Source organism: Rhizobium sp. YTUHZ045 (assembly GCF_051124255.1).
Taxonomy (GTDB): domain Bacteria; phylum Pseudomonadota; class Alphaproteobacteria; order Rhizobiales; family Rhizobiaceae; genus Rhizobium.
Window position 1 is genome coordinate 338,125 of record NZ_CP101433.1, and the last position, 24,019, is coordinate 362,143.

The 24,019-nt window shown below is 61.3% G+C and carries 20 protein-coding genes and 2 pseudogenes; 6 read left to right on the forward strand and 16 right to left on the reverse strand.

Going from position 1 to position 24,019, the window contains the following annotated elements:
* Window positions 1–11 precede the first annotated feature (11 nt).
* Window positions 12–1,334: a cytochrome P450 gene (locus NMA58_RS23800; RefSeq protein ID WP_434714157.1), complete on the reverse strand. Its 1,323-nt coding sequence runs from the start codon at window positions 1,332–1,334 to the stop codon at window positions 12–14.
* A gap of 124 nt (window positions 1,335–1,458) precedes the next feature.
* On the reverse strand, window positions 1,459–1,986 hold the full coding sequence (locus NMA58_RS23805; protein WP_183704965.1) for a sigma-70 family RNA polymerase sigma factor: 528 nt from the start codon (window positions 1,984–1,986) through the stop codon (window positions 1,459–1,461).
* Between the two features lie 286 nt (window positions 1,987–2,272).
* Here NMA58_RS23805 and NMA58_RS23810 point away from each other — a divergent pair, with 286 nt between their 5' ends.
* A complete protein-coding gene (locus NMA58_RS23810) occupies window positions 2,273–2,776 on the forward strand; it encodes a ferritin-like domain-containing protein (protein WP_097601680.1) in 504 nt (167 codons plus the stop codon).
* A gap of 76 nt (window positions 2,777–2,852) precedes the next feature.
* Here NMA58_RS23810 and NMA58_RS23815 read toward each other — a convergent pair whose 3' ends face one another.
* The 8 genes from NMA58_RS23815 to NMA58_RS23850 all read right to left on the reverse strand — a co-directional run bounded on the left by NMA58_RS23815 (window position 2,853) and on the right by NMA58_RS23850 (window position 12,208).
* Entirely contained in the window at window positions 2,853–4,565 is a 1,713-nt protein-coding gene (locus NMA58_RS23815) for a glycoside hydrolase family 32 protein (protein WP_434714159.1), read from the reverse strand.
* Between the two features lie 4 nt (window positions 4,566–4,569).
* On the reverse strand, window positions 4,570–5,463 hold the full coding sequence (locus NMA58_RS23820; RefSeq protein ID WP_097601679.1) for a carbohydrate ABC transporter permease: 894 nt from the start codon (window positions 5,461–5,463) through the stop codon (window positions 4,570–4,572).
* Window positions 5,456–6,388, reverse strand: coding sequence for a carbohydrate ABC transporter permease (locus NMA58_RS23825; RefSeq protein ID WP_434714160.1), 933 nt, complete (start codon window positions 6,386–6,388; stop codon window positions 5,456–5,458). The genes NMA58_RS23820 and NMA58_RS23825 overlap by 8 nt, the downstream gene beginning before the upstream one ends.
* 89 nt (window positions 6,389–6,477) lie before the next feature.
* Complete coding sequence (locus NMA58_RS23830; protein WP_434714161.1) at window positions 6,478–7,770, reverse strand: ABC transporter substrate-binding protein; 1,293 nt, start codon at window positions 7,768–7,770, stop codon at window positions 6,478–6,480.
* A 36-nt stretch (window positions 7,771–7,806) separates the two neighbouring features.
* Window positions 7,807–8,811 carry a LacI family DNA-binding transcriptional regulator gene (locus NMA58_RS23835; RefSeq protein WP_434714162.1) on the reverse strand — a complete coding sequence of 335 codons (1,005 nt, stop codon included), beginning with the start codon at window positions 8,809–8,811 and terminating at the stop codon, window positions 7,807–7,809.
* An 80-nt stretch (window positions 8,812–8,891) separates the two neighbouring features.
* A complete protein-coding gene (locus NMA58_RS23840) occupies window positions 8,892–10,745 on the reverse strand; it encodes an ABC transporter ATP-binding protein (protein ID WP_434714163.1) in 1,854 nt (617 codons plus the stop codon).
* Window positions 10,746–10,963: 218 nt separating this feature from the next.
* Entirely contained in the window at window positions 10,964–11,284 is a 321-nt protein-coding gene (locus NMA58_RS23845) for a hypothetical protein (RefSeq protein WP_434714165.1), read from the reverse strand.
* 228 nt (window positions 11,285–11,512) lie between these two features.
* Window positions 11,513–12,208, reverse strand: a complete 696-nt coding sequence (locus NMA58_RS23850) for an NUDIX hydrolase (protein WP_183704979.1) — start codon at window positions 12,206–12,208, stop codon at window positions 11,513–11,515.
* A 127-nt stretch (window positions 12,209–12,335) separates the two neighbouring features.
* Between NMA58_RS23850 and NMA58_RS23855 the strand changes: the two genes are divergently transcribed.
* Window positions 12,336–13,370: an SPFH domain-containing protein gene (locus NMA58_RS23855; protein ID WP_434714166.1), complete on the forward strand. Its 1,035-nt coding sequence runs from the start codon at window positions 12,336–12,338 to the stop codon at window positions 13,368–13,370.
* Entirely contained in the window at window positions 13,357–14,295 is a 939-nt protein-coding gene (locus tag NMA58_RS23860) for a sugar kinase (protein ID WP_434714168.1), read from the forward strand. Before NMA58_RS23855 ends, NMA58_RS23860 begins: the two co-directional genes overlap by 14 nt.
* A gap of 20 nt (window positions 14,296–14,315) precedes the next feature.
* Here NMA58_RS23860 and NMA58_RS23865 read toward each other — a convergent pair whose 3' ends face one another.
* The 3 genes and pseudogenes from NMA58_RS23865 to NMA58_RS23875 all read right to left on the reverse strand — a co-directional run bounded on the left by NMA58_RS23865 (window position 14,316) and on the right by NMA58_RS23875 (window position 16,423).
* Window positions 14,316–14,915, reverse strand: a complete 600-nt coding sequence (locus NMA58_RS23865) for a phosphotransferase-like protein (RefSeq protein ID WP_434714364.1) — start codon at window positions 14,913–14,915, stop codon at window positions 14,316–14,318.
* 622 nt (window positions 14,916–15,537) lie between these two features.
* Window positions 15,538–15,843, reverse strand: a pseudogene (locus NMA58_RS23870) (transposase); the annotation flags it as partial.
* A gap of 139 nt (window positions 15,844–15,982) precedes the next feature.
* A complete protein-coding gene (locus tag NMA58_RS23875) occupies window positions 15,983–16,423 on the reverse strand; it encodes a GFA family protein (RefSeq protein ID WP_183704983.1) in 441 nt (146 codons plus the stop codon).
* Between the two features lie 912 nt (window positions 16,424–17,335).
* On the opposite strand from NMA58_RS23875, the gene NMA58_RS23880 reads away from it, so the two are divergent.
* From NMA58_RS23880 to NMA58_RS23890, 3 genes are all read left to right on the forward strand, one after another.
* Window positions 17,336–19,021, forward strand: a complete 1,686-nt coding sequence (locus tag NMA58_RS23880; protein WP_434714170.1) for an adenylate/guanylate cyclase domain-containing protein — start codon at window positions 17,336–17,338, stop codon at window positions 19,019–19,021.
* A gap of 314 nt (window positions 19,022–19,335) precedes the next feature.
* A complete protein-coding gene (locus tag NMA58_RS23885) occupies window positions 19,336–20,415 on the forward strand; it encodes a YihY/virulence factor BrkB family protein (RefSeq protein WP_434714171.1) in 1,080 nt (359 codons plus the stop codon).
* 134 nt (window positions 20,416–20,549) lie between these two features.
* Window positions 20,550–21,833: a cystathionine gamma-synthase family protein gene (locus NMA58_RS23890; RefSeq protein WP_434714173.1), complete on the forward strand. Its 1,284-nt coding sequence runs from the start codon at window positions 20,550–20,552 to the stop codon at window positions 21,831–21,833.
* Window positions 21,834–21,883: 50 nt separating this feature from the next.
* Here the strand turns inward: NMA58_RS23890 and NMA58_RS23895 are convergent, their stop codons facing one another.
* From NMA58_RS23895 to NMA58_RS23905, 3 genes and pseudogenes are all read right to left on the reverse strand, one after another.
* On the reverse strand, window positions 21,884–22,297 hold the full coding sequence (locus NMA58_RS23895; RefSeq protein ID WP_221128163.1) for a cupin domain-containing protein: 414 nt from the start codon (window positions 22,295–22,297) through the stop codon (window positions 21,884–21,886).
* A 55-nt stretch (window positions 22,298–22,352) separates the two neighbouring features.
* Window positions 22,353–23,111, reverse strand: a pseudogene (locus NMA58_RS23900) (SDR family oxidoreductase); the annotation flags it as partial.
* 351 nt (window positions 23,112–23,462) lie between these two features.
* On the reverse strand, window positions 23,463–23,924 hold the full coding sequence (locus tag NMA58_RS23905; protein WP_434714175.1) for a cupin domain-containing protein: 462 nt from the start codon (window positions 23,922–23,924) through the stop codon (window positions 23,463–23,465).
* Window positions 23,925–24,019 lie beyond the last annotated feature (95 nt).

Sequence of the window (24,019 nt, forward strand, 5' to 3'; positions counted from 1 at the left end):
TGAGGCAGCATCTATTTCTCCCTGCGCCGCGCAGTCAGCTTCAGCCGGATGCCATAGTGATTGAGAGTGCCGGGAAGATTGGCGACGTCTAAAGAGGGATGCAGCAGCACAATCTCGGCGGCCGACAAGAATGTGCCCACGGCAAGGCTTGCAATCGTCGGCACGAGATTATGTGCCGGGCATATGACAGGACCGGCGCTGAAAGGCACGAGCCCTGCGGCCGGCAACGCATCGTTCTGTCCCCAGATGCTCGGTTCCATCCGATTGGCATAGAGGAGCGCGGGGTCTCGATGGAAGAAGGGGACGAAGATGATGACGCCAGTGCCGCGAGCGATGACCTTGTCGCCTGACTGGATGTCCCTGGTCAGCTGCCTGAGGATGGCGGGCGTCGTCGGCCAGAGACGCAAAATCTCCAGCAGACAACTGCGTGTGAAGGGCCGATCGAGATCCCCGCCGATGGCCTCTTCCACGGCTTTGCCCCAGTAGCTCACATGGCAGGCCAGCAAGGCGAGCGTCCTCATAACGGCTATTCCGGCTGCATCAAAGGCGAACAGCCATTGGGCCACCTGGTTTTCCGGAGCAAGCTCATCGCCCCTGGGAAACCGGTTGACCAGACTGTGCTTTTCCGGGTTCCCCAGATAGCGGCCGACCTGCTCATGAAAGCGGGCAAGCTTGTGCTGGTCGACCGGGGCGGCAAATGCCCAGTTCGCCCGGCCTCGAAGTTCGTTCAAGGTCTCGGTCAATGTGACGTCGTTGCGCGCTCGTTCGCCGAGGACAATTCGCCGGATGATCCGAAACCAGGCCTGAGAAAAGGCCGGCCAATCGAGCTCACGGGGTAAGTTCAGGACCTGCAGGAATTCTTCGTCGACGATATTCTTGAAATGCATCGCATTTGGATGCAGCCGGTCTGCCGCTGCCAAAGCGTGCTCATGGCCGGGCCGAAGCTTGGCGCGCCGCGAGTCCGATGAGATAAGCACGTTCTTCGGCTCGAAGTGAGCAAGGGCGGCATGCTTTTCCGCCGTCGCCGCGGCAAACGGTTCGGGCGAAGATTGAAGCACCGTGGCGACATCGGCCGTATCGAGGATCAGCAGCTGTGGTCGCAATGGGATCGGCAGCAGAAGAGGGGCCGGCCCGTATTTGTGTTTCAGCCGCTGCATCTGTTCCACGGCGGTTGTGTCGAAGCCCTGCCGCTCCGCCAGACGCTCCATTGTCGGGCGGCGAATGATGATGCCCTTGGCAACCGTTGGGGCCACGACCGCCGTCAACACGCGAAGCGTATCGAACCATCCGGCGCGATTGACTCTGGGAAAGATGGCGTGGCTTCGCGCGTTCATGACTCTTCAGCCTGGCCCGGCGGTTGGCCCATATCGATTCGATCTGCCGATCCTATCGATTAGGTTTGGAACCAGGACCACGACCGTTTGTTCCGCTCGAGGCGAAGCGGCCGGCGCAAGCCGCTCAATCGACGAGATGGTTTCCGAGCATTGCAATCAGGCACTCGCGGGCGCGGCTCACCCGGCTTTTCAATGTGCCGATCCGGCACCCGCACATTTTGGCGGCGTCTTCATAGCTCGTTCCGGCAGCCACCAATGTCAGAGCCCGGCGCCTGTCGTCGGAAAGACGCGTCAACGCCCGCTGCAATTCATGTTCCCGCAGTACCCACTCCTGGGTCGGGGCGATCGCCACCTGTTCCATCGCCGCGTCCATTCCGGCCGGCTCGCGCTTCTTCCGGCGATAATTGGTGCAAAAGGTGTTTCGCAGAATGGTGAAAAGCCAGGATTTGAGCGAGGTGCCGGGCTGGTAGAGGTGAAGCGAGTTCAGCGCCTTCAGCAGGGTTTCCTGAACAAGGTCGTCGATGTCATCATCGCTGCGCAGGAACCTTCGGGCAAAGGCGCGCAATGCTGGTGTCAGCTCGACGATCTCCCGCTCGATCGCGGATTTTTCTTTGCAATGCGATGCGGGGCGTACTGAAGACGAGGAAGCCATTTTTCTCTCCTGGGATGAGAAGGAAAGTCGCTGGCTCCCTATTCGTTGCCGTACGATACCGGACAAAAGTCCTGGCTTGGCCGGCGACTGCTCGCCGGCTCGCGGACGGGAACAACGGCCTGCCGCAATCGTTCGGTGATCGCCGTCCCGGTACTCTCGATTGGGCGGTCTCTTCCTTGGCCGGACAGATATGACGCCCCCGCTCAAGGGGGCGTCATATTTCCGATCGGAACATCCGACCGATGCGAGAGTTGATTGTCGTCACGACACGCCACAGGAGGATTAAATGGCAACCGAGAAGACTCTGAACGATCTGTTTCTCGATACTCTCAAGGACATCTATTACGCCGAAAAGCAGATCCTGAAGGCCCTGCCGAAGATGGCCCGCGCCGCGCAATCGGAAGAGGGCAAGGCCGGTTTTCTGCAGCATCGCGACGAGACCCAGGCTCAGGTCGAGCGCCTCGAACAGGTTTTCGAGATGGTCGGCAAACCGGCACGCGGCAAGACCTGCGAGGCCATTCAGGGCATCATCGCCGAAGCCGAGGAGATCATGGACGAATTTAAGGGCACGGTCGCCCTCGATGCTGGTCTGATTTCGTCCGCACAGGCCGTCGAGCATTATGAAATCGCCCGCTACGGCACGCTGATCGCCTGGGCAAAACAGCTCGGCCTCAAGGATGCAGTGCCACTGCTGCAGGCTACGCTTGCCGAGGAAGAGGCGACTGACAAGAAGCTCACGCAGCTCGCCGAGTCCTCGGCCAACGTCAAGGGCAAAGGCAAGGCAGCCTGAGCCGCTCGACCGCGGTGTCCATTCGCAACGGCCGCCGCCTCGGCGGCCGTGCTTTTGCCCGGTGCTGCCTCGCAGATCAAAGACTGAGTTGCCAGATTTCGATAGCGAGCACATTCCCCTCGGGCGCGTTGAGACGCACCGAGCTTACCCCGCTTAAGCCGGGCAGCCGCTTGGTTCCGGTCCAGCGGCCATGGTCGGCGAAGACCTCGATCGAACCTGCATCGAGGAATATCCGGATGGTCGACGGGCGCGCGCCGGCGGCGATGTAGCGTGGCGACACCTTGGCATTCGCCACCGAAAAGGGAATGCTCAGCCCATCGTCGTTCAACAGGACCTCGAGCGCCGCCTGCGGATGTTCGAACGTCAGGCGGAACGCCTTGCCCGGCTCCTTGAGGGTGAGCAGGATTTCGACGGCGCCGTTGGCGAGGTCGACCGCCTGGCCGTCCAGAAGGCCATAGGCATCCAGCCGCCGCTGCCGCAGGCTTTCGACACCGGCGACCGGTGGCGTGATCAGAGCCCCCTCGTGCAATGCCAGCCGACGCGGCAGCGTCATCGCCGTTGCCATGTCGATATCCTTGGAGACGTCAGTCCAGTTCGCCAGCCATGCGATGCCGACCGGGCCGCCGCCATCGACGAAGGCCTGGAACGCGTAGGCGTCGGTGCCGAAATCCAGTTCCTGTTCGAATTCCACGGAGAAGCTGCCCCCATCGAAGCGGCCGACCGTCGCAATCGTCATGTTGCGCCGGCCGGTTGCCGGATCGCGGCTTGTGAGAAGACCGAAGATCAGGGCCCAGCGCGTCGATGGGTCGTTTGCGGGACCGTCGAGGGGCAACAGGCAGGGGCATTCCGCGGCCGTCATTCCGAAGCGGTTCTCGCGATGAAGCACCCCGAGGAAAGTCCATCCCGTCGCCGCGGCCGGATCATCGGTTTCATAGAGCAGGATGACGCCGCCCTCGCGGTCTCGCGTCCCGAGCAGCATCTTCCATTTGCCGTCCGGGCCCATAAACACGTAGGGATCGCGGAAGTCGGTCGTCAGACCGAGCCCGGCCGGTCGGGCGGGCAGGATGAGGCTCGCCGGCTCGACGTTGACAAGATCGTGGCTGATGGCTGTGAACTGAACCTGCTCCTCCGGCTCCCGGCCCTTCATATGCTCAGTGAAGAAGATACGGATTCCCGCGCCATCGAGCGCGATGGCGGAGCCGGAAAATGCGCCACCGCGTCCATCGGCCCGTGCGGCGAGTTCGTCCGAAGGGAGAAGAAAGACCGGAAGATGCTTCCAGTGAAGATAATCGTCCGAGACCGCGTGACCCCAATGCATGTTGTTCCACCGCAGACTGTGGGGATAGTGCTGGTAGAACAGGTGCACCCTGCCGCCGAATCTACCAAAACCGTTGGGATCGTTCATCCAACCGAAGGGTGGGCGGAAGTGATAACCGCCGGAGATTTCGGGTGCGACGTTGGAAGACCCGACATGCAGCATCCGGATGCCTTTTTCGAGAACGCCGGGCTGAAGGAAGGCGTAGAGAACCGAGACCTGCGTCGTCACGGGATCGTAGGAGAAGTCGGTTTCCCCTCCGCTTTCCAGCGTCAGCACCCGAAACTCGAATTCATGGCGATTTGACGTTTCCACAGTGATGGCCGGATCGCCATCGACATGGGCGGTCAATCTTCCCACGGCGCCGCCATGCCGGGCCTTGATCCACGCGTGGATCGTCGCTCCCGCGGGCAGGACGGCGCTGATCGTCTCCGGCCCGCGTTCATGGGACGGAGTCATCGCTTGGCTTGTCATCAATTCAACCTTTCACGGCGGAGCCGATGAAGGAACTCACGAACCAGCGCTGGAAAACGAGGTAGAGCCCCAGGATCGGGATCATCATCAAAACGGAGGCGGCCATCGCCCGATCCCAATAGATGCTGTCCTGACCGAAGAAGGTCGCGATGGCGACGGCGATCGGCCGGGCATAATCCGTCTGCGTCACGAGGATCGGCCAGAGATACTGGTTCCAGGTCTCGATGCCCATCAGGATCGAGACGGTGGCCAGTGCGGGCAGGCTGAGGGGCAGGAAAATCGAGCGATAGGCCCGGAAGAAGGACGCGCCGTCGATCTCGGCGGCTTCCAGCAGTTCCTTCGGCAATTGCGTGAAGAACTGATAGAACAAGAAGATGTAGAGAGGGCTCGCGACCCAGGGTACGATCTGCACTGCGAAGGTATCGGCCATTCCGGCGCGCGAAACCATGATCACGAGGGGCATGATGATGCTTTCCTGCGGAATCACATAAAGCGCAATCACGATCGACAGGATGACGGCGCGGCCCTTGAGCGATCCCCAGGCCAGAACGAAGCCGGCCATCGAATTGACGATCAGGCCGGAACAGACCGTTGTGATCAGGATGATCAGCGAGTTGATGAGGTAACGGCCGAAGGCGAGTTCGCCTGAGAGGTGGCCGACCTCCGCATAGTTGGAGAGCGTCGGTTTCGAAACCCAGAAGGCGCGGAAACTGCCCATATCGGCCAGGATCTGGAACCGGTCATCCTTCAGGCTCGCCACGACGAGGAGCAGCAACGGGGAGACGATCACCAGGGCGATGATGAAGATAGAGACCGTCTGGATGGTGCGCAGAACCCTTGCGGCGGAGCGCGGCCGCGCCGCGCGGGCCTGAGGGATCGAGAGAGCGATATCAGACATCGAAGCGCCTCAGGAGCTGGCGCTGGATCAGCGCGATGATGAGAACGATGACGAACAGAATGACCGAAACGGCCGAGGCATAGCCCATCTTCTGCTCTTCGAAGCCGGCGCGGACCATGTAATGCACTACCGTCTCGGTGCTGCTCTTCGGCCCGCCCTGCGTGAGGATGGCGACCTGGGTGTAGAGCTTGAATGCCTGGATAGTTGTGATCACGAGGACGAAGACATGGGTCGGCCGCAGGCCTGGCATCGTGACATGCCAGAATCGCCGGAAGCCGTTGGCGCCGTCGATCTTGGCGGCATCGTAGAGCTCGTCGGGAATGCCCTGGAGGCCGGCGAGATAGACGATCATCTGAAAGCCGTAGGCTTGCCAGGCCGAGAGCAGGACGATCGAGAACATCGTCCATTCGGGATCGCCGAGCCAATCGATCGGCTGGATCGCTCCGCCGGAGAGAAAGCCGAGGATCTGGTTGAACGGTCCCGTCGGATATTGGAACAGGGTGCCCCAGATGACGCAGACCACCACCATAGAGGTGATCGCCGGAAGGAAGAACATGCCGCGCAGCAGATTGCGCAACGGCAGCTTCTGATGCAGCAGCAGCGCCGTCGCAAAGGCGAGGCCGCATTGCACCGGAATGATCCAGAAGGTGAAGCGCGAGACGTTCCAGAGAGCCGTCCAGAAGAGATCGTCCTGGAAGATGCGGATGAAATTGTTGAACCAGACGAAGCGGACGGGCGTCGGCCGGGGCACGAGAGGCTGGTTGGTCATCGCCGTCCAGAAAGACAGGAGGAACGGCACGATCAGAAAGACGGTCAACAGAATCACGGCCGGCGCGAGCATGGCCGCTTCCTGCATCAGCCGTCCCTTGTCACGCCGGAGCGTTATTCGGGCGGATCGCGACGATGTCGATTGTTGCATGGCCATACAGCTCCTCCTCTCCAGGCTTGATGTCGGTTCCGCCTTGCGATGTCACACGAACACATCGCAAGGCTCCGATTGGTCGGCGAGGGCAATTATTGCTCGTCACCGAACGGCGGGTATCCGTCATTGTCCTCGATGTCCTGGTCGATCTTCTTGGCGGCTGTTGCGAGCGCCTCCTTGGGATCGCCGCCATTGAACACCTCGTCGACGGCTTGCATGAAGGCCGACGTGATTGTGGGATAGGCTGGATGCGGCGGACGTGCGACGGCGGTCTTCGATGCCTGTTCGAAGGCGATCGCCATCGGACCGCCATCGGCATAGAGCGGAGACTCGGCAGCGAAGCTCTTCAATCCGGGGTAGCCGGATTGGCTTGCGACATAGGCCCGGTATTCCTTGTCCTTCAGCAGGAAGCTGATGAACTTAGCCGCGATATCGGGATGTTTCGATGTCTTGGTGATCGCCCAGATCCAGGTGCCATTGGGGCTTACGCTCTTTGCGCCGAACTTCGGAAGCGGCAGGACGACGAGGTTGTCCTTCATGGCGGCTACCGCCTCCGCATAGACCCAATGTCCGCCGAGCGCCAGGGCCGCCGGATTGCCTTCGGCGTAGAACTGGTTGGTGCCGGCCGACTGTGGCACGACCCAGCCGTTCTTAACCCATTTCTGCATCATTGCGAGTGCATCGACGCAGGCGTCGCTGTCGAGCGTGCCCTCGGATTTCCAGACTTTGCGGTCGATCAGATCGCAGCCGGCCGATTGCAGGATGGGGCCGTAGGCATAGGTTATCCATTCGGTCTTGATGCCGTAGCCGCGGAAGGTGTCAATCGGCCATTTCACGCCATCGAGCTTCGAGAGCTTCTCGAGATAGGTTTCGAACTCCTCCCGCGTCCAGGCATCGTCGACGGATTTCGGGATGCGGGCGCCGATCGCTTCGAGATATTTCTTGTTGCCGTAAAGAACGACGGAAGAGTCCGTCAGGCCGATCGCATAGAGATCCTTGTCGATCGGATATGTGCCCTGAGCGATGTTGGACTCCGTCATGTCGTCGAGGACGTCCTTGTCGATCAGCGGCTTGATCGGCTGAAGATATCCCGACCAGACGTAATTGGCGAGGAACGGCGCATCGAGTTCCATGACGTCGGGCAATTGCTTGGCCATGACGGCCGCGCTGAACTTCTCGTTATAGGCGTCGTGCGGCGCATAGATGAACTGGACATCGACATCGGGATTGGCGGCTTCGAAGCGCTCGGCGACCTTGCCATAGGCGGCGACGAAGCCTGGATCGCCCTGATGCATGACCTGGATCGCGGTCTTTTCGGCTGCGTCAGCCCAAGTGGCGACCAGTGCCGAAGACAGGACGAGAGACCAAAGTAAACGTTTACCCATTAGAATTCCTCCTCAATTGAATGGGCCTTCCTCAATTTACACGGATGCCCGTTCCACCAACTGGAACGGTAGTTTCTGCACCCCGACCGGAGGTCGGTCTTCGGCAAGCAGGATGTGCGCGGCCTGGCGGCCCATGGCGCGGTGCGGCAGCGCCATGGTGGTGAGCGGCGGATCGAGACGCGAGGCGATCTCGACCTGGTTGTCGAAGCTCGCGACCGCGACGTCATCGGGGATGGTCGCGCCCGAGCGGCGCAGTGCGGCATAGACCTCCATCGCCACGCGGTCATTGCCGCACAGGATGGCATCGGATGGCCGGGGACCTTTCATCAACTCATGCACATGCGTTGCCACGAGGCTAGGCGCCCGGTCGCTGTAAACAGCCTTGCCGACGGCCGGCAAGACCACGGCGCCGGCTCCGTTGATGCCGGCATGATCGAGCGCCTGGCGAAAACCGAGTTCGCGCAGTTCGCCAGCGAGAATGCCGGGCAGGTTGATGAAGGCGATATTGCGACGGCCTGCCTCGATCAGGTACTGCGTGATTTCGATCGCCGCTCCCGTCTCGTCCGGCACCAGGGACGTCACACGATCATTGGCGTCCCGGCAGTTGATCATCACCCCGACGGTATCGGCAAATTCACGCGGCAGGTCGACGCTTTTGTGATACATGGCCGCATAGGCAATCGCGCGCGGGCGAAAGCGCCGCATCTCATCGAGGATCGATCCGACGCTGCGATGTCCGCCGAGCGTCATGGCGAAGACGGCCATGTCGGAAGCACGCACGGCGCCGTCGAGCCCCCTGATGATCTCGGTCGCGAAAGGCGAGGTAATCAGGTCATCGGCGACGAGGCCGACAAGCGGCATCCAGCCCTGCCGCATGCTGCGAGCGGCGAAGTTGGTGACGTAACCGAGTTCCTCGGCGATCCCTTTGATCCGCTGGCGCGTTTCCTCCGACATGCGCGCCGAACCGCCATGCAGAGCGCCTGACACGGTCTTGACGGAAACGCCTGCGCGGGCGGCTATGTCGTTGAGTGAAGCAGTCACGGGTTCGCTTTGGGTTATCGATTACCCATTGGTACCAATCCCTTTTCGATGAGTCAAGCGATGACAGCCCCCTGCCCCGCTCAATCGATGTCCTCAGGGATGAAGCCACCGGTCTGGCGCCTCCACAGCCGTGCAAACAGCCCCTCGCGTTCGACCAGTTCTTCCAGCCGGCCTTCTTCCACAATCCGTCCGCGATCGAGCACGACGATGCGGTCCATTCTGGCGATCGTCGAGAGGCGGTGGGCGATGGCGATCACCGTCTTTCCCTCCATGACGAGGTTCAGCCTTTCCTGGATGATGGCTTCGGATTCGCTGTCGAGAGCGGAGGTCGCCTCGTCGAGAACCAGGATCGGCGCATTCTTCAGGAGCACGCGGGCGATTGCGACGCGCTGGCGCTGGCCGCCCGACAGTTTGATGCCGCGATCGCCGACGAAGGCATCGTAGCCCTTGCGGCCTTCGCTGTCGGCAAGATCGGCGATGAAGGCATCGGCGCTCGCCATCTTCGCCACCCGCTCGATCTCTTCCCGCGTCGCCTCCGGCCGGCCGTAACGGATATTGTCGCCGACCGAGCGATGCAGCAGCGCGACATCCTGGGCGATGACGCCGATCGCGCGGCGAAGGCTCATTTGGGTGACCGCGCGAATATCCTGCCCGTCGATCAGGACTGCGCCCTCGTTGATGTCGTAGAAGCGCAGGAGCAGGTTTGCGAGCGTCGTCTTGCCGGCGCCTGACAGACCGACGAGACCGACCTTCTCGCCTGGCCGGATCGTCAGCGACAGATTGTTGATGACGGGTTTGCCGGACTTGTAGGCGAAGCGGACGCTTTCGAAGCGGATTTCGCCTTGTTGCACCGTGAGATTGGTCGCATCCGGCCGGTCGATGATTGTGGGTGGCGTCGTCATGACAGGCATGGCGTCCTTGATCGTGCCGATCGCCTGGAAGATCTGCTGGCCCATCTGCAGGAAGACGAAGATCTGCGACGACAGCCGGTGGAGGATATAGATCGCCCCGACGAACTCGCCGACCGTGAGGAAGCCTTTGACGAGGCCAGAAAATCCGATCGCCAGCATGCTCAGCCACAAGAGCGTATTGAAAATGACGACGGTCACTTCCGACGAGCGGTAGATGCGCTGTTCGCTGTGCTGCGTCTGCACTGCCTTGCCGATGATGCGGCGGATGGCGCCCGCCTCGCTGTCTTCGGCCGCAAACTGCTTGATCATCTGCATGTTGGTATAGAGATCGGTGATGGCGCCGGCGACCAGGCTGCGCTGCTTGGCGGTGCGGCGCGAGCGCTCGACGAAGACGGGCACGATCTTGGCGGTGAAGGCGACGTTGAGCACGATCCAGACGACGACCGGCAGCGCAAGCTGCCAGGCAAGCGCGCTCAGCAGGATCACCGAGCCCACCAGCTGCATCAGGAAGCGCGGAATGGACTGGAAAGCGGCGAGGATCTGCTGCTGGACGGCAGACGAGACCTGCTGCAGCCGCGAGGAAACCTGGCCGGCATAGACATCGTGGAAGAAGGCGAGATCCTGCCGCTCCACCGCCTTGTGCCCCTGCCACTGGATGGCGGCCGGCATTGCTATGCCCAATGTGTGCGAGTTCAGCGTGTTGAGCATGAAGGACACGATCGGCATTACGGGAAAGATCAGGAGGCCGAGAACGGTCAGCAGCCGCCATTCACTCTGCAGGAAGGCGGCAGCACCTAGCTCAGTCACACCGTCAACGATGACCGAAAGCCCCCAGACGATCGTCAGGTTGATCACCTCGAACACCATGGAGCAAAGCGCCAGCGCAATCAGCACGCCACGAAACATGCCGATGAAATGCAGGAGCACCGTCACCGGCCCTTTCGACGGCAGCGGCCGGTAGGGTATGTCCAGCGGCCGGATCAGGGTTTCGAAAGGACGATAGATCGCATCTGAAATCGACATGGGCCGCTCGGGTTCAAATATCGGAAGGAGAGCGCGGACTCACGGCTTCGCAGGTACGATAGGACCATCTCGCGCCTGCAATCTCAACTAGAATTTTGCTGAATGTCTGGAAACGGGAGGCTGTGGAAATGGATAAAGTGAGCGGTGGAAGGGTGGCAGATATGCCTTCCCTCGGAATGAACCCCGCCGAAGCGGGGTTCATTGAGCAGGCAAGTCGCTCAGTTGTTATGCGCTGCGCAGGCTTCGTCCATCGGCGTGGCGTTGCTCGTGCCGCCCTGCGTCTGGAGATTGGCGGAGTTGTTGACCGGGTTCGGGCACTTGGTCTTGTCCATTTTCATCGTGCCGCTGGTCGTTGAGCCGGTCGTGGTGGTATCGGTGGCCATCGGCTTCTTGGCCTTCGTGTCGGTCGTGGCGCCGCCGCCCTGATCGGCCTGGTTCTTGTCGATCGTGGCGCCGGCCGGTGCAGGGTTGGACTGGGCGAAAGCCGACGTGGCCATGCCGAGAGCGAAAAGTGAAGCTGCTGCGAGTTTCATACGCATTCTAATGTCCTCCTTGGGGATCTTTGCATGCTAGGCCTATTCACAACCTCGCCGGCAGATCATTGTTCCGCTTCCGTGGAAGACAAATGCATCGATAGGCCTGCGACCCGGATTGCAGGCGGCAAGCGGGAGGATGAGCGGCAGACCGCTCCACGGGTTGATTTCTTCGACCAGCAGAAGCAGCAGCGTCTGAATGCCTAATCTGGCGCCCCGCTGGGCGCGGACGGCTCAGATCCTTCGGTCGAACAGCACCAGCGACTGGGCGTCCTTCAAGCGGAACATCTGGGCGGGCCGGTTGCTCGCCCGGCGCATCTCGCCTTCGACCGGCTCCAGGAAATCGGCCTCCGCCATGCGCTTTCGAAAAGCCGATTTGTCCAGCTTGCGGCCGAGAAGGGTTTCGTAGACCGATTGCAGCTCGCTTAATGTGAAACGGACAGGCAGCAGATGGCCGGGCAGGCTCGAATATTCGACCTTGCTGCGGATGCGGCCGAGCGCCTCCTTGAGGAGCGACGCATGGTCGAAGGCAAGGGACAAGCCGACGCCGTCGCCTTCTATCGGCCGCCATTCGGCCTCCTCGGCCAGCGCATCCTGCCGTTCGGCGACGTCGTCGGCCGAAAGCAGCGCGATATAGACGATGCTGATGCTCCAGCCCCTCGGGTCTCGATCGCGGTTCCCCGTCGTTTGCAGCTGTTCGAGATAGGGTGTTTCGACGCCGGTCTTTTCCTTCAGAACCCGCCGCGCCGCGCCCTCCAGATCCGCATCCTCGTCGATATGGATCCAGCCGCCAGGGAGGGCCCAGTCGCCGGTGAAGGGCGCGTTCGCGCGTCGCACCAGAAGCACGGAGAGGCCCGCCGGCGACAGCGAGAAGATGGCGAGATCGACGGTGGCGATTGGTTTGAAGGCGTCATTATCGTGTGTCGTCATGATGGGAACATAGCAGGTGTGAGCCTTAGTGTAAATCGTAAACTAAGTTAGTTGACATTTGTCACTAAGTCATGTTTCTCTTTTTCAACACGAGCGAGGGGCTCGCGCCAAGAACTGGAAAACGGATATGTTCGGACTGCGCTTCATCAAGACGGAACCCACGCAATACGTCATCCAATATCAGAACGGCAAGGCCGTCCGCGAGGGCGCCGGCCTTGCCTTCTGGCATTTCTCGCCTTCGAGCTCTCTCGTGCTTGTGCCGACGGCCAGCGTCAACGATCCTTTCATCTTTCCTCTGGTGACATCAGACTTCCAGGAAGTGACGGTGCAGGGGCAGATCACCTACCGCATCGCCGAGCCGCGCCGCACGGCGGCACTTTTGAATTTCACCCTCGACCGCAGGGGCCACTATGTCTCGGAGGATCCGCAGAAGCTTTCGACCCGCGTGATCGACCGCGTTCAGGTGGCGATGCGCGCCGAGGTGCAGACGCTGTCGCTGAAGGCGGTTCTTGCTTCGGGCGAGGCGCTCGTCGCCCGCGTGGCCGAGGCGCTCAAGGTGCATCCGACGATCGATGCGCTCGGCTTGGAGATTCTCGGCCTGTCGCTGCTTGCCGTGATGCCGAAGGCTGAGACATCAAAGGCGCTGGAAGCACATGCCCGTGAAGCCCTGCTGCGGCAGGCCGACGAGGCCATCTATAGCAGGCGCAACGCGGCGATCGAGCAGGAGCGGATGATCAAGGAAAACGAGATCGCCACCGAGATTACCCTGGAGAACAAGAGGCGGCAGGTGCGCGAAGCCCAGATGGAGGCCGAACGCGCCGTGCAGGAACGGCAGCTGCAAATCCGCCGGGAAGAAATGGCCGGCAAGATCGCGCTCGAAGAGCAGAACCGCGAGCTGGTGACGCTGGCGGCGACCAATGCTCGGGCCGAGGCCGACGCGCAGGCCTATGCGCTGACGGCGATGATGAAATCCTTCGAAGAGGCCGATCCGAAAGTGCTGCAGGCACTCGCCTCGGTCGGTATGCAGCCGGGCCAACTGATGGCGCTCGCCTTCCGCGACCTTGCCGACAATGCGACGAAGATCGGCCAGCTGAACGTCTCGCCCGATCTTCTCAGGGAGATCTTGCAGCCGCAGGAGGGCAAGGACCGTGCCGGTCTCTGACGAGCGCAAGATCATCCTTGTCGTCAGGCCGACCCGGCTCGACGAACTCATCGCCCGGTTCAACACGGTGCAGCAAGCGCAGTTCTATGTCGAACATCTCGGCGCCGACTTCAGCGACTACCTCGCGGAGAAGAAGCGATACGAAACGGCTATATCAGAGGTGGAAGCAAGCCTGCGCGCCGTCGCCCGCGTCCAGCGCCTCGACCGCCGCTACCTCGCGAGCTTCGTCTTCGCTCCCGACGATGTTGTCGTGGTGCTCGGCCAGGATGGCCTGGTCGCCAATACGCTGAAATATCTCGACGGGCAGCCGGTGCTCGGGGTCAACCCCGATCCCAGGCGCTGGGACGGCCTGCTGCTGCCTTTCAACCCGAAGAGCCTTCCGAGAGTGATCGGCGAGGCGCTGAAGGACAAGCGGCCGATCAAACACGTCAGCATGGCCAAGGCGACGCTCAACACCGGCGCCGTCATCCACGCCGTCAACGACCTCTTCATCGGGCCGCAAAGCCACGTCTCGGCGCGCTATATCCTTCACGCAGAGGAGCGCGAGGAACGCCAGTCCTCCAGCGGCATCATCGTCTCGACAGGCATGGGCTCGACCGGCTGGCTGAAGAGCCTCTACTCCGGCTGGCTCGGAGCCGCAAGCGCGCTCGGCCTCGAACCCGCCAACCGGACGATCGACATGTCCTTCGCCTGGGATGCGGATTACCTGCGTTACTTCGTACGCGAACCCTTCCCCAGCCGCACCACGGGCACCACCATCGTCGCCGGCATCGTCTCTCAGGACCAGCCGCTCACCATCGTCTCCGAAATGCCGGAACACGGCGTCATCTTCAGCGACGGCATTGAGGCGGATTTTCTGGAGTTCAACGCCGGCACGCGGGCGGAGGTGACGCTGGCTGAGCGGCAGGGGATGCTGGTGGTGTGAGGAAGCTAAGGTTCGGATGGTTATGGTAGGGTAATGACACCGGTGTCCTGGAGCGAACCGAGATCGCCGGCTGTTACCTTTAAGATATAATCGTAAATCTCTGCTGCGCTTGCTTCCGCCGTCTTCGAAGTGACATCCAAATTCAGCGTAAACGGGTGTTGGGGGTGGAGGACCTGGGCTCGTCTGCTTTTCTCCCTGGCAGCCTGCACGTCAACGGACTTTAACCGCTCGCGACGCGCCGGTGTGGTCACGCGACGCGCCAACTCTTCCTCGTCGCAGAGCAATCTCACGGGCACCAGCACCGCCCCGCGTTGTTGGGCCGCGCCAGCAATCTGCTGAAAGGTGCGATTGCTACGTTCATCACCTTCTATGCCGGCATGCGTGAAAATGAAATTCGCCGAAGGAGGGCCATAAGCGACAATCGCATCTAGGACGGCTTGTCGGACTCTGGCGGTATATGCCCATACTCCATTCGGGAGAGGCGTCATTCCGTCGTCGTCGAGCAGACGCAGTATCGGGTTGTTGAACCAATGATTGTCAATGACCTTTGCAGTCAGGAGCGGGCTTAGTTCTCTCGCGATCGCCAGCTTTCCGACGCCGGGAAAGCCCAAGAGAAGAATAAATAGTTCATGGGCTGTCTTCCTTATTCACAGCTGACTTCTCGAACCTCTCAGTCACTGCAATCGACGATTAAGAGGCGGTGACCGATTTGGTCGGGCTCATAAGATCATAAATCGTAGCGCGGCTTCGAAAAGCCGCCGCTTCCTTTGGTCGTCTCAAAGGCTCATCAAATGCCTACCATGGTGGTAACCGCCTTGCCGTGGGCAGCGTCTCCCGGGAATCAGCCGCTCGCGATTGTTTTCCGAGATGCCTGAACGCGGCGTCATCTTCAGAGATGGAATCGAAGCGAATTTTCTCAAGTTTAATGCCGGCACACCAGGGTGGTGACGCCGGCTAAGCGGCTGGAGTTTGCAACGGTATAGGGGGCTAGTGCCCTGATTTGTTTCGTATTGATCCAGAAATGGAAGTAATATTGAAGTTTAGTTCCTTTACTTTCTGCTGTCTTCTCACGACATGTAGTTGCTGTCACTTTTGAGCGGAGACGAGGAGCTTTCGCAGGGATGAAGCTGAGCGGCGGCTGCTGATCAAAAATGCGTCGGGATATCGACTGTTGCCCCGGAGAGGAGCGGGCGCGCCACGTTGATTGATGCAAGGAGCGGCGCTGCGGCGTGTCCTTCGAGGCTACGGTCCTTCGGCCTGCGCGTACAAGCAACCGTGTTGTTGCGGTTCGCTCCATGGGGTTCGTCTTTTGATGATAGTGTTGATCATGACGATGAATTTCCGCATGGCGGCGACGAGCGCGACCTTGGGTGGTTTGCCGGCAGCGCGCAGTCGTTTGTGGAAGGCCTTGATGGCCGGACTGCAGCGAATGGCCGAGAGCGTTGCCATGTAGAGGGCGCAGCGGACGGTGGCGCGGCCGCCGGCGATGTGGCGCTGGCCACGCCAAGTGCCGCTGTCGTGGGCGACCGGCGCGACGCCCAAGAGAGCCTCACCCTGAGGTGCCCTTAAGGGCCTCGAAGGTCGGCGCGGGTGCGCAGGTGTCAAATGACAAGGAGCGGTGTTGCCGCACGCTCCGCACGGGCTGCCGAAGAGGAGCCGCCCTCATGGCGTACGGCCATCAAGGCCGCTAGCCGCTGCCCTGCTCCTTGTCCGCAGCCGCTGCCGAAACCAGGCCGCGTTGCGCGCGCTTCACCCCATCGGGAAGCTGAAACCAATCGTGCCTGGACTCCTCGTAGACGGAAACCAGGGGCGGTGGAAATGCCGGGTCGGCGAACGCGCCAACGGCGACGATGTAGAGGTCGGGATTGAAATCGCCTTCCCAGTATAGGGACGTGCCGCAGTTCGGGCAGAAATGGAATCGCACCTTGCGCCCCTGCGCGGCGTCCCGCTCGAAGATCCTGCGATCCCCCTCGATCATCACTTCCGCCTTCGCGAAGATCGCGCCGCTGCCGGCCACGGCGCCGGTTCTGCGCTGGCAATCGCGGCAGTGGCAGATGCTCACCATGAGCGGATCGCCTGATGTCTTTGCGCGGAGTGATCCGCAATGGCATTGCGCAAGCTTGTTCATCCGTCACCTCGGTTGTTTTTTGCTGATCTTGTTCGTGGCCGGTTTAGAGCGCTGCGTCCCATGAGAAGTGTAGGAGGTTACCGCGCCGGCGCTCAAGAGCACTTCAAGGGGCGTGGGTGCGAGTCGCGTCGAAAGGAGCGGCGTTGCTGCGAGTGCTTCGAGGCTCCGCCCTGCCGGCTGCGCACCTCAGCATGAGGGTTGGCGGAGGATGCCGTGGCTGACGTCCGTTGGTGAGTGCCGCGGTCGACGAGAGGCGTTGGAGGTGTCGGCGCCACGAGGGCGTGACCCTGCGGTGCCCCATGAGGACTTCGAACGGCGTGGGGGTGTGATATCGATCTGACAGAAGCCCGGCGCGGGAGAGTGCGCCGGGCTTCGATAGTGACCGACAGCATGGGAGGAGGAGTGCTGTCTATCGGGCCAAAGCAGCTAGGAGGGCAGCGCTTCGGCTCGTCACGAGGTAGTGCCGCAATGCGGCGAATTCAAGCCGATGTCTACCAGCGATATCGCGCAGATGATCTCCTGCGTCGTTGTCCGCGGACAACCGGGGGCGGCGATCTATGATCAGCCGCGAACGATGGCCGCCTAGTTGTCGCCACATGAGGCCAGTTGGCGTCGTGGCTGCCGTTGCCGCCGGTTTGCTCTTTTGCAGCGGCGGGTCAACGGCTTTCTGTCCGCGCAGGTTCTGTAAGATCTTCTTTCGGCATGGTCGGCAGGCATCTCCTGGATCGGTTGTCCGCGGACAACGGATGTGGTGATGCTTCATCTTGCCGGCATTTGCTACTGCCGCCGGGAAGGCTCCTAGGTGGCTTTCCGCTTCTATGTTAATGTTCGGCATGGCTTCATGTGAGGGGGTAGATGGACAGGAAGCTCGCGGCTATCTTAGCGGCCGACGTCGTCGGGTACTCGGCGCTGATGGAGCGGGACGAGACGGGCACGTTCGAGCGTCTCACCGCGATGCGCAAAGCGCTGATCGAACCAGAAATCACCAAGCGACGCGGCTGCATCTTCAAGCTCATGGGCGACGGCTTGCTCGCCGAATTCGGCAGCGCCGTGGATGCTGTGGAATGCGCGGTGTCGGTGCAGCGCGCGCTGAACGAGCGCAATGCGAAGGTGCCGCAAAACGAGCGGCTGGAGCTGAGGATTGGGCTCAATCTCGGTGAAGTCATAGTCGACGGCGATGACCGCTATGGAGAAGGCGTCAATGTGTCGGCGCGTCTGCAGCAACTCGCTGATCCCGGTGGCATCTGCATCTCCGGCAAAGTCGTGCGGGAGGTCGAAAAGACACTTGCCTTCGGATTTGAATCGATGGGGGAGCAGCAGGTCAAGAATATCACCGAGCCGCTCACGGTGCATCGCCTCGTGCAGGAAGGGACTTCCCCGGAGACGCGATTGGCAAGGCCACCTTCCCTGCCGAATAGGCCGTCGATAGCCGTGTTGGCCTTTGAAAACATGAGCGGCGATCCAGAACAGGAGTATTTTGCGGATGGACTGGTAGAGGATGTCATCACCAATCTTTCCAAAATTCCGAGCCTGTTTGTCATCGCGCGAAACTCCACCTTCGCATACAAACATAAGGCCATCGACGTCAGGCAGATCGCCAGAGAACTAGGTGTTCGCTATGTGCTGGAAGGCAGTATCCGGCGATCAGCGAACCGGTTGCGCATCACTGCGCAACTGATCGAAGGGCGGGACGCAACCCATATCTGGGCCGACAGGTTTGAGGGCGCAGCCGAGGACATTTTCGATCTGCAGGATCAGTTGACCGAGCGGATCGTTGGTACACTTGAGCCGACGATCCGGCGGGCGGAGATCGAGCGCGCGCGCCGCAAACGGCCAGGCAGCCTGGATGCCTATGATTTTTTTCTCCGCGCGTTGCCGCACAGTTATGCCAACACGCCGGCGGAGTCCGATGAAGCCCTGCGGTTGCTGAGAGAGGCCTTGCGTCTTGATCCCGACTACGCCTGCGCACATGGCTATGCCGCTTGGGGATACGAGCAGCGTTTCCTGCGCGGCGGCTTCCATCCCGAGGATAGAGCCGCTGCGCTTAGACACGCGCACGCGGCACTCGCGACCGGCCGGGACGATCCGCAGGCGCTTTGCCTCGGAGCTTTCGTCCATGCCACGATAACCCACGGTTACGAGCGCTCGATCAACGCGCTTGACAGGGCACTGATGCTGGACGGCAATTCGTCGCTCGCTTACGGATTAAGCGCGATGGTCCACATGTTCAACGAAACTTACGACCAGTCACGCGACCATGCATTCAAGGCGCTTCGGCTAAGCCCACTCGATCCAATGAACTACCATTCCTATCTCGCATTGGGTTGGGTCAGCCTGTTTACCTCGCAGTTCGAGGACGCGGTAAAGTATTCAGCTCTCGGCATCCAGGTGAACCCCGGTTTTAGCATCCTTCATGCCAGCCTAGTGGCAAGTTATGCCAATCTCGATCGGCTGGAGGCCGCTCGAGCCGCTGCCGGGCGCCTCCTGCAGGTCGCGCCTGGCTGGACGATAGGCGAGTTTGTCCGGATGGACGTGGTGCGGCCTCAGCTAATGAATGGGCTGGCGTTGGCGTTGCGCAAGGCTGGCCTGCCGGAATAGAATTGCCTTCCATCTAGTGGTTTACGGGCGCGAATTTGCTCTTCTGGCGCCGCAGGATGCCACGCCCGCGAAAGTGCATGAACCATGGCTTTACCGAAGTAACGAAAGCAATGGTCGATTTGGCTTCCGTACGAGAAATTATCAACGTAGAATCATAGACTTAAGATTTTCTAAGCCGAGGCAGTTCCTGCCTTGCGGCGCTTGGAGCGGCAGCGGGCGCCCTCCCCTCTTTCGAAATCTCCGGAGGAAAGCAACGGCTTGCATCCTTTAGCCGCACCCGGCGTTATCCACGAAGCAATTCGGAGGATAGGGTAATGGCTGATGCGCTCCACCTCAAGAGATATCCCCTCGCTACGGCGATGGTCGCCGCCGCCGTCGGGGCGATCGTGTTTATGCAGGCAAGGCAGCGCAGCTCGCTGGCGCCGCCGGCGGCAGTCGCCTGGTCTGGTGGCGATCACGGGCGCAGCGCGGCGACACCCGAGGCCATTCCGATGAGCGGCCTTCGCGATGTGTTCTGGCGCGTCTTCCATGAGGTCCTCGACGACCGGGTCACCCTCATTGCGGCGGGCGTGACCTTCTATCTGCTCCTGGCACTGTTTCCGGCCTTGGCAGCCTTGGTCTCGCTTTATGGCCTGGTGGCGGATCCCATCACCATCTCCGAACATCTTCGCGAGCTTGCCGTGCTTCTGCCGCCCGGGGCCTTCGATCTTCTTGCCGATCAGATCAAGGCGCTGGTCGAAAACCGCGAGAGCACGCTCGGCATTACCTTTTTCGTCGGTCTTGGCATTGCACTGTGGAGCACGCATAGCGGCACGCTGGCGATCTTCGACGCAATGAACGTCGCCTATGAGGAGAGGGAGAAGCGCAGCCTGGTGCGGCTCAATCTGATCGGGCTCTGCTTTACCCTCTGCGCGATGGTTTTTGCGGTCGTCATGGTGGCGCTCGTGGGCGTGATGCCTGTCGTGCTCTCCTATCTCTGGCTCAACCAGTTTCAGGAGCAGATGGCGCTTCTCTTGAGATGGCCGCTGCTTCTCTTCGTGGCCGCGGTGGCCGTGACCTTGGTCTACCGTTTCGGCCCAAGCCGCGAGCCCGCCAGGATCCGGTGGATGACATGGGGCGCGGGGCTGACTGCGCTCGCCTGGGCCGCCATGTCGCTTGGCTTCTCCTTCTATCTCGAGCATTTCGCCAATTACAACGCGACCTATGGCACGCTTGGCGCGTTGATCGGCTTTCTCATCTGGATCTGGCTTTCCGTTGTCATTCTCATCGTCGGCGCGGAGCTCAATGCCGAGCTGGAGCATCAGACGGCGCGGGACACGACGACGGGCCATCCGCTGCCGATGGGTGCGCGCGGCGCCTATGTCGCCGATACTCTGGGCGAGATCGCGAGCTGAGCGTCTCGGCACGAGGCCGAAAGGGTGAGCGGTTTTCGGAGGGCATCATCGCCACTCTTAATCGAGCAGTCTCGATGACTGCTCCCCGATTTGATGTATCTTGTCCTTCGGCAGGTTCGACAGAGGAGACGATCATGACCGCCCCGCATCCTTCCAAAACTCATATCGGCAATCATGCCCTGCATCCCGAAACGCAGATGCTGAACTACGGCTACGATCCCGAACTTTCGGAAGGGGCGGTCAAGCCGCCGGTATTCCTGACCTCCACCTTCGTCTTCAATTCCGCCGAGGATGGCCGCGATTTCTTCGATTATGTCTCCGGCCGCCGCGAGCCGCCGGCCGGCAAGGGCGCCGGCCTCGTCTATTCGCGCTTCAATCATCCGAACAGCGAGATCGTGGAGGACAGGCTCGCCGTTTACGAGCGGACGGAAAGCGGTGCGCTCTTCTCTTCCGGCATGGCGGCGATTGCCACCACTCTATTCGCCTTCGTCCGGCCGGGGGATGCGATCCTGCATTCGCAGCCGCTCTATGGCGGCACGGAAACCTTACTGGCGAAAACCTTCCTCAATTTCGGCGTCGCCGCGGTCGGCTTTGCCGATGGCGTCAGCGAGGCATCGGTGCAGAAGGCGGCGGATCAGGCGGTCGGCAAGGGTCGCGTGTCCGTGATCCTGATCGAGACGCCCGCCAACCCGACCAACAGCCTGGTGGACGTCGCGCTGATCCGGCGCGTGGCCGATGCAATCGGCGCAAGGCAGGGGCATGTACCGGTCGTCGTCTGCGACAATACCCTGCTCGGGCCGGTCTTCCAGCGGCCGATCGAGCATGGCGCCGATATCTCGCTCTATTCGCTGACCAAATATGTCGGCGGCCATTCGGATCTGATCGCCGGCGCCGTCCTCGGACGCAAGGCTGTCATCAAGCAGGTCAAGGCGCTGCGTGGCGCGATCGGCACGCAGCTCGATCCGCATTCCTGCTGGATGCTCGGCCGGTCGCTGGAAACGCTGCAGCTGCGCATGGAGCGGGCGAACAGCAATGCGCGAGCGGTGGCCGATTTTCTGCGGGATCATCCGAAGGTCGAGACGGTTCATTATCTTCCCTACCACGATCCGGATTCGCCGTCGGGCCGCACCTTCGCCGCCCAATGCACCGGCGCCGGCTCGACCTTCTCCTTCGATATCCGCGGCGGCCAGCCGGCCTCCTTCAAATTCCTGAACGCGCTGCAGGTCTTTAAGCTCGCCGTCAGCCTCGGTGGCACGGAGTCGCTCGCAAGCCACCCCGCCGCCATGACGCATTCCGGCGTGCCGGCCGATGTCAGGGAGCGCATTGGCGTCTTGGAATCGACAATCCGGCTGTCGATCGGCATCGAGCATCCGGATGATCTGATCGCCGATCTGGAGCTGGCGCTGCAGGCTGTTTGAACGCGGCGCACGGAATCGATGCCCGGCAGCGCCGGGCATCGAGGTTGAGGTTACTTGTCGTCTGTCGTCAGGTCCGTCTCGTCGGTATTGAGCACGAACACCGCAAGCAGGCGCGCCGGTTTTGTCTTGCTGGCATTCTTGCTGACGGCGTGATGATCGCCGGGAAATTCGGGAAAGCTCTCGCCGGCCTTGTAGGTCTTCTCCGGCCCGTCATTCACCTTGCTAGTGATCGCCCCTTCGAGAACGGTGGCGTAGATGAAGGCCGACTTCGGGTGCGTATGGCCGGGCGACTGGCCGCCCGGTTCATATTCCACCAGCACGGCCTTCATGCTCTTGCCGGGAACATTGGGCAGCTTCTGGTCAAAGACGAGGGTCACCTTGGCTTTGCCGCCAGCGGCGTCAGCCTGAGTGCCGGCGGCAAGGACAAGCGCAAAGGCCGCCGCCGAGATTATTTTCCTAAGCATGTCTGGTCTCCTCCGATGATGGGAATGGGTCGACAGGCGACGCTTCGCCGTCACGCGCTTTTTTTTCTGGGGGCTGCTGGCGCAGCCAGTCGTCGAAGCGAATCTTGCCGAGCCGCGCATTAGCGCCGGCGACGAGCGAAGTGTCATCGAGCTCGACGCCGAAATAGCGGGCGTGCGGATCGGCCGTCACTTGGCGCGGATCGTGCGTCGCCTTGAAGAGCCGTGTCACGATATCGGTCAGGCGGATCTTTTCCGGGCCACCGATTTCAATCGTGCCGTTCACGGGTGCTGCGAGCGCCACTTCGGCCATGACGTCGGCGACATCGTCCGAGGCGATCGGCTGCAGATAGGCCGGCGACAGGTGCACGGTCTGGCCGACCGTGTTCGCCTGGGCGATGCCGGCCATAAATTCATGGAACTGGGTGGAGTGCACGATGGTATAGGGAATGCCGGAGCTCTTGATCAGCTCTTCCTGCGCCATCTTGGCCCGCATGTAACCGCTGCCCTGCAGCCGCTCCATGCCGACGATCGACAGCGCGATGTGATGTCTCACGCCGGCCGCAGCCCCGGCCTTGAGCAGGTTGCGGCCCGAGGTCTGGAAGAATTCCAGCACGGCCTGGTCTTCGAAGGAAGGCGAGTTGGCGAGGTCGAGTACCACCTGCGCCCCGGCAAGCGCTTCGGCGACGCCTTTGCCGGTGATCGTGTCGACGCCCGAATTCGGCGAGGCCGCCAAAACGTCGTGTCCCTTCTTGCGCAACCTTTCCACCGTCTTCGAGCCGATGAGGCCGGTCCCGCCGATAACGATGATCTTCATGGTAATCTCCCTGGTCCTTTACGAGGTGTCCTCTGTTGATTTCAAGATGAGCTGCAAACCGCCCCTTCAGTGGGGCAGCAGACTTGATCGGCATGAGACAATCGCCACGTGGATTCCCGGCGCGGCCGACCACCGCCGACGGGAGCAGAATGCGCCGGATCGTGCGCTCGAACCATTCTCTCTCGGTCGCTGTCGTCCTATGCCAAGGCAGTAGCGCACCTCACCTGCGGTCGAGGTGTCCCGCCGCGCCGCCTTGGATGCCGTCGCGACCGAGACGGAGGCGCTGAGGCGTTGGGTGCGGGGTGGGAGCCGATCGGCGCACTTTGCAGTCGTTGATGCGGGGTGCCGTTGTCAGGACGCCCGGGCGGCGTCCCAATCCGGCGGCCCGCGAAATTCGATGCCATAGCGTTCCGCAAGCTTGAGCAACCGATCCATATGCTCCGGCAGACGAGGAGCCTGCGCAGCTGCCTCGATGAAGAATTCTTCCATGCCCCCCGGCGTCAGAATGGTGAGGTTGCGCCCGCGAGAAGCGCTTGTCACTCGAAATGTGTGCGGCACGCCACGCGGCAGGAAGATCGATCTCCCCGCGGCGACCGGGACGATCGCGCCGTTCAGCCAGAACTCATAGTCGCCTTCGATCACATGGATCACTTCGTCCTCGTTGTGATGAATGTGGACGGGCGGCCCGCCGCCGGCAGGCACGGTGCCTTCAAAAACTCCGACAATTCCGCCGCTCTCAAATCGCCCCACCTGTATGGTGTAGGAAGTGTCCATCCAGCTTACGGTCCGCCCGATGCCCCCAGCGACATTCATCGCAATTTCCTTCCAAGGTTGAATGGAATAGAGTCTTATACTGCTGTCCAAATTTATTGCTGGAAGCGGCTGCACGGAAATTGAATGATCATATA